Source organism: Paenibacillus sp. J31R122 (assembly GCF_056269185.1).
In genome coordinates this window covers 247,754-263,224 of record NZ_JBWDNM010000007.1, presented here as the reverse complement: position 1 = coordinate 263,224, position 15,471 = coordinate 247,754, and the positions used below count along the sequence as shown (strand labels likewise).

Genomic DNA, 15,471 nt, shown 5'->3' with positions numbered 1-15,471 from the left:
ACAAAGGTGGTACCGCGGAAGCTAAGACTTTCGTCCTTTATTGGACGAGAGTCTTTTTTGTTGTCATGAAACGAGCATAGGATGGGATAAATGATGTCGGAACGTATTGTCGTGAAAATTGGTAGCAGTTCGCTAACATCGGAAGAAGGCGGCTTAAATCGCGAACGTATTCAGTATTTTGCTGAGGAATTAGCTTCTTTGCATAAGAATGGTGATAGCGTGATTCTTGTAACTTCAGGCGCTGTAGCTGCAGGTTTTCGTCAAATTGGCTATCCTTCTAAGCCGAAGCTCGTTCATGAGAAGCAAGCTGCGGCAGCGGTTGGTCAAGCACTCCTCATGCAAGCCTATCAAGATGCATTTAGCCGGTTTGGTATTGTAGCCGCACAAATCTTGCTTACAAGAGCAGACTTCTCCAATCGTCGTCGCATTCAAAATGCGCTAATGACTATTGAAGAACTGCTCAAACAAGGAATTATCCCTATTATTAATGAAAATGATACAGTTGCCACAGATGAGCTAGTACCAATGTTCGGTGATAATGATAACTTGTCTGCACTCGTTGCGGTGATGACCAAGGCGGCAAAGCTTGTAATCATTACAGATATGGATGGTTTATATACAGAGGATCCGCGCAAAAACCCGCAAGCTGTCAAAATTGAACGTGTCGAGCAAATTTCCGAAGATATTTTAAAGCTAGCTGGAGGCGCCGGTTCATCTGTAGGAACTGGCGGTATGCGCTCAAAAATTGAAGCGGCTCGTATCGCTATGAGAAGCGGTGTTCACGCGTTTATTGGCAAAGTGCAGCAAGGCGGCGAGCTATCGCTAGCTGTGCAGGGTATCGGCCGAGGCACCTATTTTGATACGAAGCTGCATAGCTTGTCTATGAAGAAGCAATGGCTAGGCTTCCATTCAGTACCTCAAGGTCGAATAACTGTTGATGATGGCGCGGTAAATGCTCTGCTCGATGGCGGAAAAAGTCTCCTCCCTGCTGGGATTACTGAAATTCATGGTGAATTTCATTCAGGTGATGTCGTAGAAGTAAAGAGTTCACATGGAGAAACAATAGGCAGAGGTGTCGTCAATTACGACGCTTGGCAGATCCAAGCCGTAGCTGGGCTTACAACCGAAGAAGTACGCCGCAGAGTTGACGTGGCGCGCATTGAAGTTATTCATCGTGATGAATGGATTACTTTAAAATAAAACGAGTTACATTTTACGCTAGGAGGGTTTTTCATGCAAATAAGTGAAGTGAGACAAAAAGCAATACTTGCCAATAAAGCCGCAACCGTTATGAACCGTTTGACAACAGAGCAAAAAAATACGGCACTTGAACAAATGGCCGATGCGCTGCTCTCTGAGACAGCTTCCATAATAGCGTCTAATGAGCTCGACCTGCAGCGCGGACGCGAGCAAGGTACGAGTCCTTCTCTTCTGGATCGTCTTGCACTAAACAAAGAACGTGTTGCCGCAATAGCGGAAGGACTTAGACAAATTGTTTCTCTACCTGATCCAGTCGGTGAGCTGCTCGAAAAATTCAACCGTCCAAATGGGCTGCTTGTTGAAAAGATTAGAGTGCCGCTTGGAGTTATTGGTATGATCTACGAAGCACGTCCCAATGTAACTGTAGATGCGGCCGGCCTTTGTCTCAAAACGGGAAATTGCGTTGTGTTGCGAGGTGGATCTGCTGCTATTGAATCCAATCGCAAAATTGTTGAAGTGCTGAAGAATGCACTTGAAGCAACTGAAATGCCTTCCGATGCTATTCAGCTAATCGAAGATTCTGATCGCGCTTCTGTCAATGAGATGCTCAAATTGAACGGCTTGCTTGACGTTGTCATTCCACGCGGTGGAGCTTCTCTTATTCGCAACGTAGTTGAAAATGCCACCGTCCCTGTTATTGAAACTGGAGCAGGCATTTGCCATACTTTTGTAGACGAAAGTGCAAACTACCAAATGGCGGAAGACATTGCATTTAACGCAAAGGTACAGCGTCCTTCCGTTTGCAATTCTATGGAGACGCTGCTCGTTCATGAATCGTTCGCGGCTCAGCATCTTGCCGCTCTTGCAAAACGATTTACAGAAGCTGGAGTTGAGCTCCGCGGCTGTGAGAAGACTCTTGCCATTTTGTCTGATGCCAAAATGGCGTCGGATGAGGATTACAGCACAGAATACAATGACTATATTATGAATATTCGGATCGTATCGGATCTTGATTCTGCTCTTGAGCATATTAGCCGTTTCGGCACTAAGCATTCTGAATGCATTGTAACTGAAAATACGAAAAATGCTGAACGCTTCATTCAAGAAATTGATGCGGCTGCGGTTTATCATAACGCATCCACTCGCTTCACCGATGGTTTTGAATTCGGCTTTGGTGCAGAGATTGGCATCAGTACACAAAAGCTGCATGCCCGTGGTCCAATGGGACTGCCTGCCCTTACCTCAACTAAATACCGGATTTATGGAACGGGTCAAATACGCGGATAATATGCCCGTAAAAAAAACAATCTGACTACTATTTTGGAGGTAGATACACGATGTCCTTATTAACACATACCGGCATTGCCTCTCTTCAAATATGCTTTTATGGCGCTGGCTCGATGGCTGAAGCGATTGTTAGAGGCCTTATCAATGAAAAATTGCTCGAACCTAATCGCATATCCATGCTGAACCGTCAAAATGAACAGCGTTTGACAGAGCTTCACGAGCGCTACGGCATACGTACAATCGTTCAAGGCTCAAGCAATGAAGCCTATTTACGCGAAGCGGATATTATCTTCCTGGCAATGAAGCCGAAGGATGCAGCAGCGGCTTTAACAGCGATAAAGCCCCTTCTATCTTCAAAGCAGCTTATTATTTCCGTAATCGCTGGACTGTCAATCTCATCAATAGAGCAACTGCTTGGTCAGCCTCTCGCGATCGTAAGATCAATGCCTAATACATCCAGCACAATTGGTCTCGGAGCGACAGGAATCAGCTATTCCGAAGCGGTCACTTCACAGCAGCGTCAATTGACTGAAGCTATTTTCCAATCCGTAGGCATTAACGCGGTTGTTGATGAGTCATTACAACAAGCGGTAACCGGTGTATCCGGTAGCGGACCCGCATATGTGTATTATTTCATGGAAGCTATGATCAATGCTGGTGTTGAGCTTGGCTTGACTGCTGAAGCAGCGAAAGAGCTCGTCGTACAGACGGTGCTTGGCGCGGCTCAAATGGTTCAATCAACCGGAGAAGAGCCAGCTGACTTAAGACGTAAAGTAACTTCCCCTAATGGAACAACGCAAGCGGCGATTGAAAAGATGGATGAGCATCATTTTACCGAGTCTATTAAAAAAGCGGTATCCCGCTCCGCGGAGCGTGCTGGAGAGCTTGGCGCTGACATTGAAAGGAGCATAACCGAATGAGTGGAGTATGTATCGCAACCTATAGATCTTATGACGACAAAGCAGATTTTCATAAAAAGGCACTTTCCATTGCTGTCGGCTTGACTGTTGGCAGCTGGACCGAACTTCCAGAAGCTCAAAAGGCTAGTATGGAAAAACATTTAGGTAAAGTGATATCCGTAAAAGTGCATGAGCCAGCAACAGCTGCACCAGGTGAACGCTTTGCTGACATTCAAATCGCGTATCCCGATATTAATTTCAGTCGTGATCTACCTGCGCTGCTTGTTACCGTGTTTGGCAAGCTATCGATGGATGGCCGGATCAAGCTTACAGATCTTGATGTATCGGAGACGTTCGCCTCCGCTTTTCCTGGTCCTAAATTCGGTCTGAATGGCATTCGTGAACTTCTTGGCGTTCATGACCGACCATTGCTTATGAGTATTTTCAAGTCAGTAGTTGGTTATGATCTCGCTAATTTGCAGGATCAATTTTATAAGCAAGCATTAGGCGGTGTCGATCTCATTAAAGACGATGAGATTCTATTTGAAAACCCGCTTACTCCACTTGAGAAGCGTGTGGAAGCCTGTATGGAAGCAGCTCGGCGCGCTCAGGAAGAAACAGGACAAAAGCTACTATATGCAGTCAATCTGACCGGCCCAACCTCTCAGCTGGCCGCCAATGCGCGTAAAGCAATCGCAGCTGGCGCCAACGCGCTTTTATTTAACGTTCTGGCATATGGCTATGACGTATTGCATGAATTAAGCAGCGATTCAACCATAAATGTGCCGATTGCCGCTCATCCTGCTATGGCTGGTGCTATGTATCCATCTCCGCATTACGGAATCGGAGCATCACTGCTGCTTGGCAAGCTGATGCGTCTTGCTGGCGCTGATCTTGTACTTTTCCCTTCTCCATACGGCTCAGTCGTTATGCCTAAGGAAGAAAATCTAGCTGTTAAAGACGCTTTGCTTGCACCGATGCATGGTTTGCGGACGAGCTTCCCTGTGCCATCGGCTGGTATTCACCCCGGCTTGGTGCCGCTTATTTTGAAAGACTTCGGTACGGACGTTGTAGTAAATGCCGGCGGTGGCATACATGGGCATCCGATGGGCACTGCTGCTGGCGGCCAAGCGTTCCGCCAAGCTATTACAGCTACGATGAATGGCGTCTCGCTACGTGAAGCTGCTGATCTGCAAGGTAATGAGCCACTGCAAGCAGCAATAAATGTTTGGGGGATTAAAGAATAATGACAGTTAACCATACATCTAAGAAACGCATCGTATTTTGTGATTTTGACGGTACTATTACGATTAATGACAATATTATCGCAATTATTAAACACTTCAATCCACCGGGCTGGGAGAAAATCGCCGAGCAGACTATAGCTCAAGAGCTAACAATCAAAGACGGTGTGGGACAACTGTTCCACCTCCTTCCTACTTCTATGCAGCATGAAGTTATAGATTTCAGCATATCCAATGCAAAGATTCGAGACGGTTTTGCTGAGTTTCTACAATACTGCAAGGAACAGCAAATTGAATTTTACGTAACGAGCGGCGGTATCAATTTTTTCATCTATCCGATTCTCGAGCCATTTGGGATTCCCTTTGACCATATCTATTGCAATGGCAGTGACTTTAGCGGTAAAACCATTGAAATAACTTGGCCAAACCCTTGTGATGAACATTGCAGCAGCGATTGCGGTATGTGTAAGACAACGATCATGCGCAACTTTCCTGCTGATGAGTACGAACGAATTATTATCGGGGATAGCGTAACTGATTTTGAAGGGGCGAAGCTGGCAGATGTGGTATTCTCTCGCTCCCACCTTACTGTAAAATGCAAGGAGCTAGGCTTGAAGCATCATGAATATAAAACGTTCCACGACATCATTAATTATATGAATGCGGAAAGGACAACTACAAAATGAGCTTTCAACAAATCGCATTAGAAGATAAGCAGCGGGCTTTGTCTGAGCTAAAAGAAGTTAAGGAGCTGTTCGCCACTCGCGGATGGTTCCCTGGAACGAGCGGCAATCTCTCGATCCGCGTTGGCGACTTTAAACCAGACGACTTTCAATTCGCTATTACAGCTAGCGGCAAAGACAAAACGATCCACACGCCAGAAGACTATTTGTTCGTTGATCAAGAAGGTAAGCCTTGCGAGACAACGAGACTAAAGCCTTCCGCAGAAACGCTTATTCATTGTGAGATTTACAAGCTGACTGGTGCCGGTGCTATTTTCCACGTACATACGGTATTCAACAGCGTGATCTCTGAGTACTTCTGGGATCGCAAATCCGTACCCGTTGACGGCGTCGAGCTGATTAAAGGCTTTAACATTTGGGATGAAGAAGCGCATATCGATATTCCGATTGTGTCCAACTTCGCTCACATCCCATCAATCGTCCCAGAAATAACAGATCGAATCGTTCCGAACATTCCCGGTATATTGCTGCGGAAGCACGGCATTTACGCTTGGGGTGCTAATGCTTTCGAAGCTAAGCGCCATCTCGAGGCGTTTGAGTTTATTTTCGAATATGTGTATCGGTGGGAACTGTTGAATCGCGGCAATCGATAAGTTCTAATAAGTGAAAACAGCTGTCGCCGTCCTTGCGGCAAAAGCTCTTTTCGCGGTGAATTATAAGTGTGAAACATATAAATTCTTATCATTCAAGGTGAAACGGCTGTCGCCGTCCTTATGGCGGTGGCGCGTTTCATTCTGCAGAAATATAGAGAAAGTATGGAAAAATGATATACTTTCCTATATTTCAAGAAAAACCGGGGAAAACCACCCCGGTCTATTTGTTTGCAACGACCTACAATTGAGCAGGGGTCCCACTTCTATTCACTTCATTTCTGTCCTCCGCAGATTTCTTTCCTACCGATCATTAATTTAGTATTCATTTCCAATAAAATCTTTTCATTATGCATTTGATTGATTTCTGGAAGGTATTGGTGGAAATCTGCTTAAATGATACAATCATAATAGGTTGAACATTTTCACCAATCAGTCAGATGTCAGATGATATGAGGAGGATTTTATTTGAAGAAGATTGTCGTTTTCCCCGCCATTATCATTATCACAGTGGCTGCTGTTTATGGTGTGATGATGGCTCAAGACAGAGCTAAGTCGTATGCCGAGATTGCGGATACCCTTGGAAACCTGGCCTATAATAAGCCTATTGTTGTAAGTAGCACAAGCTTAATGGTCCCAAAGAAAAATCTAGTTCTTAATAAACCTGTAGTGGCAAGCGGTACTCAAGGTAAACCCTATCGCGGCGAAATGGCAGCAGATGGTGAGCTCAGCACGCGTTGGGCAACAGGTGATGCTAGCACAGGTAACACTTTAGAGTTTGATTTTGAAAGCGATATCACATTTGATCGTGTTGAGTTTACACAATTTCACGAAAAGGTTGGAAGTTATACCATTCAATACTGGAAAGATAATTCCTGGCATGATGCCTATTCAGGCGAAAATATCAAAGGTGGCTATACCAATGCAAGCGAAAGCTATAATTTCACACCAGAAATCGTCGACTTCCCTCCGGTAACAGGCAGCAAAGTTCGATTCGTCATCGATTCGATTTCAAATGGACTGAGTTTCTGGGAAATTGGAGTATATAACTCAGCAGACAGCCAAGGTGCACTGGTACCGAATCCGATGTATGATGGCTCCAAATTAGTAGATGCTGACCCCGGCAGCTATTGGAAAACGGAAGATACAGTCCAGTCTGCGACAATCGATGTGGAATTCGGGAAAACGATCCCATTCAATCAAATAGAGTTCTTACAGCCCATTTTAAAATACGGCAATTATACCGTTCAATACTGGGATGGCTCGGTGTGGATCGATGCGCTTCAAGGCCAATTTTATGCGAACAAAGAAAGTTTAGTGTTCAAGCCCGTAACCGGTAGTAAATTAAGATTGAAACTAGATTTAAGTCCTGGAATTTCCGGTCTAAGCATTTCAGAGCTTGAGGTCTATAACACGACTGCCGATCCGGGACTGTCGCGCGGACAACGGGTGTTAATTGACAAAGGGCTGCAGCAGCAGTCATGGGTTACCACCGATCAGACTGGTCGTGCCTTCCCTTCTGCACAAGAATGGAAGGATATACATTTTACAAGTCCAGCTTACTATGAGGCTCCTATGTACAACAAAGCGTTTCATGATGCGCTTCCAGAATCACAGTGGTCTTTAGCGCAAGTGCCATCTGCTGTTTCAGGTCCGACGTCGCAAGAACATTTTCTAAATGAACAACAACGGGCGAATCTATCCAATCTTGTTAGCATGCAATTTGGAGATGAAGAAGAATTTGGCGCTTCAGTCGTCCAGTCATTAACAGGCTGGTATGATATAAGTCGCAAATTGTATCCTGATGCAATCGTACATAACAATCAATATATCGGGCAATGGAACACCGACCAAATTAGATCCTATACTAGAGCCGCAAAACCAGACATCTTGACATATGATTGGTATTACTTTAGTTCTGAAGGACAGTATCCAGGTGGAAGTGTCATAGGTTTGTATAATGATATCAACATATATCGCACGATCGCTTTAGAAGGTTATGATGGAACAGGACGCTCGCCAATTGCTTTTGGACAATACACACAAGGTTTTGAAAACGGGCCTGATTATATTCCATCAGAATCCGAGCTCAGTATTGTGTCATCTGCTACCTGGACCATGGGTGGAAAATGGTTGAGCATGTTCCGATGGGAAGAGGATAATGGAAACGTATTCATTTTCCACGACAGCAATGGCAACCTGGCACCAGCTTACTATCAATTCGCTGAATTGGGCAAACAGGGTAACAATATTGGTAATTATCTAGTCCGTTTGAACAGCACGGATGTCCGTTTTTTACCAGGGGAACATCCCGTTAATGGGAGCGATAAAATGGTCAAGAATCAAAAACCGGGTTCTATTGCACTATGGGAACCGTCTGCAGATCCGTACATTCAAACTGTTGATGTTCAGAATATCGGTGAAACGAACAAAGGTCAACGAGGCGACGTTCTCATCGGGTATTTCGAGCCTCTAAAAGGGCTAACGAAGAAGGATATGAAAGCCCTACCAGCGAACGCTACGAACTACTTTATGATTCTGAATGGTTTGACAGCAAGTGGAGATAGCGGAACATCGAAAAATACGCAACAACAGATCACATTGACCCTTGACCTGAAAGACAAGAAAGAATTGCTGTATCGAGTGAACAGTATGACGGGTGATATTGAAATGGTGAAGTTGACTCCAATTGCAGGACAGGAAAATATGTACGTTGCAGTTCTTACGCTCGGCGGTGGTAAAGCTGATTTATTTTTCTGGAAGTAGATATGGGATGGAAACAGCGGCGGACTAGGACTTGAAGATAAAGCCTTAGACTGCCGCTGTTTTTATTTAGCTATCATTTGCTCTCTGTTCCACTTCATCCAACTCAGCAACATATGCACATTTGAATCGTTCTACCGGCTTTTCCCAAAACGGACTTGGTAAGAAGTCCGGCTCTTATATACATTCCCCCTCACCTCACAAACTATAATGTTTCAAATACGGTTTTGCTTGCTCGTTAAACATTTCATAATAGGCCCCGCCCAGTCTAATCAATTCGTCATGACTACCAGACTCTACAATCTGACCGTTCTGCACGACAAGGATTAAATCAGCTAACACCGATGCTGTTAAACGATGGGATACAAGGATGACCGTTTTCTTCTCAAGCTGGTCAATTACTTTCTTGTAAACTTCTATTTCCGCAATCGGATCAAATGCTGCAGTAGGCTCATCCAGAACGATGACGCCGTGATCATTGGCAAATGCTCTGGCTAGTGCTAATCTTTGCCACTCTCCTCCGGAGAGACCTCTTCCACCAAACTCTCTATCTAGTGAGCAATCTAATGACCTGCACTAAAGGAACATGGAGGATTGCTGTGGACAACAGAAGGTTTATAAAAGCCCTTATTAAAATGAAGCTGAATCAGTCTAAGACTTTATTTTCTATTTACACTTTTTACCATTGTTCAAAATGGTACTCCATTCACTAGTGGATACTTCATTCGAGGGTGGCTTAGAATAATTAGGTTACTCTCGTGCTCTCATCCCAGCAGTAGCTCGCCTAGTAAATGAATACTCGAAAAAAAAACTGCAAGCTCGAAAATCAAGCTTACAGAGCTCAGACTAACCAAAAAAGAGACTATAAGCTCCAAAACCGAGCTTACAGCCTCCCTTTCCGTCAAAAAATCAGCGATATTCAAGCTGTAAACTCAAAAATCATGCTTAAGTCCCTCTACTTAACCACAAAAGGTGACTTTAAGCTCCTAAAATGTGCTTACAGCTTTCTTTATTGCACTCATCATGCGTGATCAGTTGCAATCTTCTATACACAAATGGTGCAATAAGATTTACATGAACCAAGCAATTACATCAGAAACTGAGCTCATAGCACTCTTATTTACCACAGATTAGCCTCTGCCGCCGCCTCTAAACTTTTGTGAATGGGCGCGCGCTTCTTCCGCATTAGTTACCCGATTGCGGCTCCATTCGATTAGTATGCGATCGATGTAGCGCAAGCTTAGCTTGCCTGCGAACACCGCTTCCTTCAGCGCAAAGCGTATGATTTCATCCGTATAACGGTCTTCATCCAGCCAGCCGCTGATGGTCTCGCACTCCATCGGTGACAATAAGCGCCCCAGCTCCTGCTCGAACACGCTGAACAAATCGGATGCTGATGCAGCAAGCTGCTTCTCAGGCTGCCGCTCCGCTTTCTTCGATTCCCGCTTTTGCTCCGCGGTTATCTGAGCTGCCTTAAGCAGCCAGCCACTCCAGTTGTAGCGTTCAGATTGCATCCCTGTCCCGCTGTCGACATACTCATCAATCGTTAGAAAGCCGTCCTTAATTAGTCTTCCCAGCATTTGTCCCACTTCTCGAACGGTCATTCCCATTCGCTCAGCAAGCTCCTCTGGTACTGGGAAGTCATTTAAATCCGCTTCCATGTAAACCATTATTTGAAGAAGGAGCATTGCTTCCGTGTCCGATAGATCAAGCTTTCGGTAAGTGCGAAGCAGCATGGCGGATATATGAACACCGCCATCCTGCAACGCAGCGGCCATGCCATGCGAATACGCCTTCCAAATCTCGTTGTTCACTGCCTGCCGCCTCCCTATTTAACATCGCTTATTATGTTGTTGAAGCTTTGGATTCTAGAACTATTTTATACGTATCTCTCGCGATCAATAGCTCCTCATTCGTTGGAACGACGAGTACCTTTACCCGTGAGCTGTCTGTAGATATGATTCGAACATCGTTGCTGCGTACAGCATTCCGCTCTTCATCAAGTTCAATACCAAGAAACGAGATGCCCTCGCATACTGCTTTTCGCAAAATGACTGAGTTTTCTCCAACACCTGCAGTGAATACTAATGTGTCAAGGCCATTCATTGCTGCCGCATAGGCGCCAATATATTTTTTTAACCGATAGGTGTACATCTCAAAAGCTAAAGTCGCATTTTTGTCGCCTTCTTGCATAGCATCCGTTATTTCTCGCATATCGCTGCTTACTCCAGAAATGGCTAACAGACCACTGTGCTTGTTAAGCATAGAATTAGCCTCATTCAGAGTCAATTCTTCTTTATTCATAACATAAGGTACAATCGCCGGATCGAGGTCACCGCTTCTCGTTCCCATCATTAAACCTTCGAGCGGAGTCATCCCCATACTTGTATCCAATGATTTACCATCCAGTATAGCGGCACAGCTAGCCCCATTACCTATATGGCATGAAATCATTTTAAGCTTTTCCAATGGCTGCTTTAAATAAGCAGCCGCTTGTCCGCTAACATACAAATGGGATGTACCGTGAAAACCATATCTGCGAATTTTATGACGGCGATACAATACGGTTGGTATCGCATATAAATATGATGTCTTAGGCATCGATTGATGAAAAGCCGTGTCAAACACTACCACCTGAGGGACTTCAGGCAAAGCTGCTTCTACTGCCATAATTCCCATCATATGTGCTGGATTGTGTAGAGGGGCTAGATCAAAAAGTCTGCTTATTTCTTGTTTTACTTCTTCCGTGACAATGACGGAATTACTGAATGCCTCGCCGCCATGAACAATACGATGTCCTACGGCATCGATTTCATTCATTTGAGAGATCGCTCCATGAGTGGGATGAGCTAACATTTCAGTAACACGCTTAACCGCTGTTACATGATCCAATATTTCACTAACTGTGTGAACCTCAGGCTTATCAATCGGCTTATAGGTGACAATTGAAGTATCCATGCCTATTCGTTCTACACGGCCGCTTGCAAGCACCGATTCATCTCGCATATCATAAAATTGGTATTTTAAAGAAGAACTTCCAGAATTAATAACGAGTACTTTCATTAGATTCTGTCTCCATCCATGTCATATTTAAAGAAGCCTACACCCGATTTCACTCCAAGGTGTCCAGCTCTCACCATTTTTTTCAATACAATTGAGGGACGATATTTGAGCTCGCCATATTCTCGAAACATTCTTTCAAGTGCAGCTAATACAGAATCTAAGCCAAAGCGATCACACATTTCGAAAGGTCCATGCTGAAAGGAGTACCCAATCCGCATAGCGCTGTCTATATCCTCAGCAGTTGCCACACCCTCTTCAAGAACATGCAAGGCTTCATTAATAAATAAACAAATGAGACGACTTGTTACAAAGCCAGGTGATTCAAAAACCATGATCCCTTTTTTATTAATAATTTTCTCTACGAAATGCTTGGTTCTCACAAATGTATCCTCAGACGTTTTCAAGCCTCGTACGATTTCAACTAAATCAATTTTATACACTGGAAAAATAAAGTGCATGCCAATAACTCTTTCAGGATTCTGAGTAACACTAGCAAGTTCTGTCATGCTGAGTGTAGAAGTATTGCTTGCCAATATAACGTCAGTACCGCAAACTTGATCGATTTGTTCAAATACCGCTTTTTTGCTATCTAAATCCTCTGATATGGTTTCAATTACAAGTCCACATTCCGCGAGCTTCTCTAAATATGTAGTTGTTTCAATTCGATTAAGGATAAGTTTTTTCTCTGTTTGGGTAAGCGCCCACTTCTCGATTTGTTTATCAAGACTGACCTCGATCATGTGTAACCCATACGCAAGGCGTTCTTGCGAAATTTCGATCATCACAACATCTAACCCTTTGGAAGCAAGCATTTCTGCAATGCCCTGCCCCATTGTACCTATACCTACAACACCGACTTTTTTTATATGCAATTTGATAAGCTCCCTTAGCATCGAATGTGTATGAATCATTTTACATAATGGAAGAAATCGATATAAACAGTTTTATCTCATTATAACGGATTTAGTCGAAAAAAAAAGACAGACTCGATGTCTGCCTTCAATTTGTAATAATTAGCTCGATTTATGCCGCCTTATATCGCTCTAATAAACCTCTAAATTCAGCACCACTAAGCGTTTCCTCTCGAAGTAAGGTTTGTAGCGATTGTGTGAACACTTCTCGTTTCTTCTCAAGCAGCGCTTTCGTCTGTGCCATCAGTTTGTCTAAAATAGTACGATTAATGTTAGCCCAAGCGTCTGGGGTCATCATTGAGGAATCAATAATACCAAGCTCAGTTAATCCTGACTCCACAAGTGTCTTAACGATACCTATTGATTGATCGAAGTCTCCTCGCGATCCGGTACTGCGATCTCCGTAAAATATTTCTTCGGCGGCTGCCCCGCCAAGCGCGATCATAATTTGTCCATGTAAAAATGGTGTCGTATATAAATAATGATCCTGCTGAGGATTATGACGAACATAGCCAAGCGCTTGACCGCGCGGAGACAACGCCACCTGCGAAACGCTTCCCGGACGAACTATTTCCGCCGTAATCGCATGTCCCAGCTCATGCAGCGCAATCCGTTCACGCTCTTCCTTCGTCGCTTCCCGATCCGTCTTCTCACCCATCATAACCTTATCGATTGCCATAGAAATATGCTTTTCCATAATCAAGGCGCTATTCTCTCTCAATGCATAAATAGCTGCTTCGTTCATTACGCTCTCAAGCTGCGCCCCAGAGAAACCAAATGATTCCTCCGCAATTTTTTTCATATCAACGTTATCGCTGATCGGTTTATTTTTTGCATGAATGTTTAAAATATGCAGCCTGCCCTTTTTATCCGGCAAGTCAACTCCGATATGACGATCGAAGCGTCCCGGTCTAAGCAGTGCACTATCGAGCATTTCTTTCCTGTTCGTTGCCGCGATGATTAAGATTCTTGGAGATTCGTTCGCGTGGATACCATCCATTTCAGTAAGCAGCTGATTTAACGTTTGATCATATTCACGATGCTGCCCGCCATCACGCTTTCCGCCGATTACTTCAATTTCATCTATAAAAATAACGGCATTGCTTTTACCTTCTTTGCTTGCCTTCATACGGGCTTCCTTAAAAAGCTCACGCACGCGTCCCGCTCCAACACCAACATACATTTCAACAAATTCACTGCCTGATGCAGTTAAATAGATTGAATCTGTATATTGTGCCGCTGCTTTAGCCAGCAGTGTCTTACCTGTACCTGGAGGACCCGATAATAAAATACCTTTTAGCGGGCGTATGCCGAGCTTTGCAATTTCTTCTCGGCGCACGAGAAAGTCAAGTGCTTCTACAAGCTCCTGTTTCGCCCGCTCCTGACCTCCAATCTGATCGAAGGACAATGGAGTTGATTTCGATTCTGAACGCCGCTTCTGGCTAGGCAGCGCAGTTAGCTTCCCTCTACCGCGTGTGGCGAAGGCAACAACAAATGCCAAAATGCCAAGAAGCAGCACTGGCAGTACATTCACTTCAATAAAAATTAAAAAAACAAGTAATATAGGCACAAAACCAATAACGATTTCCATCCAATATTTACGCATTCGTCCACACCTCCAATTGAGCAGGCGTGCGCGGAAGCACAACATATTTGACGGATTGTTCATTTTTCAATGTGATATATACATTTTTATCGTCCATCTCAGTCGTAACCGTGACGTCTTTATATGGTTTAATCGCTTCATTCATTGCATTTGGTATATCCGAATAAGACTTTGTTTCCATTGCTTCTGCAATCTCAAATAATGATGCATACCAAAGATCATCTAGTTGTTTATCAGGTTTTGTCTGAAACTGAAGCACAAGCTCTCGGTTTCCAAATACATCCTTACCGTTTTTGGAGATCGTTTCATATATGGTTCTTACATTTGCATTAGGTGTTAATTCAAGCTCTATCGTTACCTGTTCACGGCTCATTACGGGTTTCGACGCCTTTACGACATTATCTATTTCTTTCACCGCTTGCTCCAAGGGAGCAGCAACAGCAACTTGATTATAAATAGCCCAGCCGCCGAACAATAACGATGCGGCAATTGCTGAAGTAATTATAATAGGAATGACACGTGGTTTCTTTATCATCAATTAATTCGCCTCCCGCAGCTTTATGTTTATATAAAGTGTATAATTCGTATATCAGCTTTTCTATACGATAGTATATCATATCATGCAGCAATACGGGCATTGTAAAAACAGGAAACGGAGCCTCACGGCTCCGTTTTAGCTGGCAGCTTATATTCATCAATGAAATTTCCGCTGTCAAAAGTATAAAATGCATAGTAATGATGACCTTGACCAGCATCATTAGCTTTATAGTAAACTTCCCATACCGGTTCGCCGTTAAGCAGTCCCGGTTGAATCCTCTTTACATCTGCATCAGGGTGTTCAGCAGTGAAAGCACCTGCTAGTGCTCTCGAAGATATGGCATCCGTCGCTTTAATCATTATGGGCTGCCCATCTTTAATAATCCATACAAAAATATCTTCTTCCTCTTGATTAACGCCTTCTACAATCCAGCTTTCCGTATTCCATACATGCTTGTAAATGTTCTCTACGCTTGCAAGATTCGCAGCCTCAATTGCTTGAGCTTTTATTTCGCTCGCTGCTGACCATTTTTCCATCTGTATGTCACGATAGTAAATACCGAATCCCGTTAGCAAGAGAAGCAAACTGGCTACAATTACGAATATCCAGCGCTGCGTTGACATAAAT

At 44.0% G+C, this 15,471-nt stretch carries 13 protein-coding genes and 1 pseudogene; 7 read left to right on the top strand and 7 right to left on the bottom strand.

The annotated features are described in order from the left end of the window. Positions 1-93: 93 nt before the first annotated feature. From proB to AC0YN7_RS14120, 7 genes are all read left to right on the top strand, one after another. Positions 94-1,200 (top strand): glutamate 5-kinase, encoded by a 1,107-nt coding sequence (gene proB / locus AC0YN7_RS14150; protein WP_475810715.1) that lies wholly within the window; start codon positions 94-96, stop codon positions 1,198-1,200. Between the two features lie 33 nt (positions 1,201-1,233). Beyond that, complete coding sequence (locus AC0YN7_RS14145) at positions 1,234-2,487, top strand: glutamate-5-semialdehyde dehydrogenase (RefSeq protein WP_475810647.1); 1,254 nt, start codon at positions 1,234-1,236, stop codon at positions 2,485-2,487. Positions 2,488-2,537: 50 nt separating this feature from the next. Beyond that, positions 2,538-3,407 (top strand): pyrroline-5-carboxylate reductase, encoded by an 870-nt coding sequence (gene proC, locus AC0YN7_RS14140; RefSeq protein ID WP_475810646.1) that lies wholly within the window; start codon positions 2,538-2,540, stop codon positions 3,405-3,407. Next, a complete protein-coding gene (locus AC0YN7_RS14135) occupies positions 3,404-4,633 on the top strand; it encodes a 2,3-diketo-5-methylthiopentyl-1-phosphate enolase (RefSeq protein WP_475810645.1) in 1,230 nt (409 codons plus the stop codon). The genes proC and AC0YN7_RS14135 overlap by 4 nt, the downstream gene beginning before the upstream one ends. Beyond that, positions 4,633-5,316, top strand: a complete 684-nt coding sequence (locus AC0YN7_RS14130; protein WP_475810644.1) for a 2-hydroxy-3-keto-5-methylthiopentenyl-1-phosphate phosphatase — start codon at positions 4,633-4,635, stop codon at positions 5,314-5,316. Before AC0YN7_RS14135 ends, AC0YN7_RS14130 begins: the two co-directional genes overlap by 1 nt. Beyond that, a complete protein-coding gene (gene mtnB, locus AC0YN7_RS14125; RefSeq protein ID WP_475810643.1) occupies positions 5,313-5,966 on the top strand; it encodes a methylthioribulose 1-phosphate dehydratase in 654 nt (217 codons plus the stop codon). The genes AC0YN7_RS14130 and mtnB overlap by 4 nt, the downstream gene beginning before the upstream one ends. Positions 5,967-6,431: 465 nt before the next feature. Beyond that, on the top strand, positions 6,432-8,729 hold the full coding sequence (locus AC0YN7_RS14120) for a discoidin domain-containing protein (RefSeq protein WP_475810642.1): 2,298 nt from the start codon (positions 6,432-6,434) through the stop codon (positions 8,727-8,729). 195 nt (positions 8,730-8,924) lie between these two features. Here the strand turns inward: AC0YN7_RS14120 and AC0YN7_RS14115 are convergent. The 7 genes and pseudogenes from AC0YN7_RS14115 to AC0YN7_RS14085 all read right to left on the bottom strand — a co-directional run. After that, positions 8,925-9,248 (bottom strand): annotated as a pseudogene (locus AC0YN7_RS14115) (ATP-binding cassette domain-containing protein); the annotation flags it as partial. A 608-nt stretch (positions 9,249-9,856) separates the two neighbouring features. Then, positions 9,857-10,540 (bottom strand): DnaD domain protein, encoded by a 684-nt coding sequence (locus AC0YN7_RS14110; RefSeq protein ID WP_475810641.1) that lies wholly within the window; start codon positions 10,538-10,540, stop codon positions 9,857-9,859. A 31-nt stretch (positions 10,541-10,571) separates the two neighbouring features. Continuing rightward, the gene (locus AC0YN7_RS14105; protein WP_475810640.1) at positions 10,572-11,789 is read right to left on the bottom strand and encodes an acetate/propionate family kinase; all 1,218 of its coding nucleotides are present in this window, start codon (positions 11,787-11,789) and stop codon (positions 10,572-10,574) included. Continuing rightward, on the bottom strand, positions 11,789-12,661 hold the full coding sequence (locus tag AC0YN7_RS14100; protein ID WP_475810639.1) for a 3-hydroxyacyl-CoA dehydrogenase family protein: 873 nt from the start codon (positions 12,659-12,661) through the stop codon (positions 11,789-11,791). Before AC0YN7_RS14100 ends, AC0YN7_RS14105 begins: the two co-directional genes overlap by 1 nt. A 151-nt stretch (positions 12,662-12,812) precedes the next feature. Further along, complete coding sequence (locus AC0YN7_RS14095; RefSeq protein WP_475810638.1) at positions 12,813-14,306, bottom strand: AAA family ATPase; 1,494 nt, start codon at positions 14,304-14,306, stop codon at positions 12,813-12,815. Further along, positions 14,299-14,841, bottom strand: a complete 543-nt coding sequence (locus AC0YN7_RS14090) for a hypothetical protein (RefSeq protein ID WP_475810637.1) — start codon at positions 14,839-14,841, stop codon at positions 14,299-14,301. Before AC0YN7_RS14090 ends, AC0YN7_RS14095 begins: the two co-directional genes overlap by 8 nt. Positions 14,842-14,966: 125 nt before the next feature. Next, positions 14,967-15,467, bottom strand: coding sequence for a cell wall elongation regulator TseB-like domain-containing protein (locus AC0YN7_RS14085; RefSeq protein ID WP_475810636.1), 501 nt, complete (start codon positions 15,465-15,467; stop codon positions 14,967-14,969). Positions 15,468-15,471: the final 4 nt, after the last annotated feature.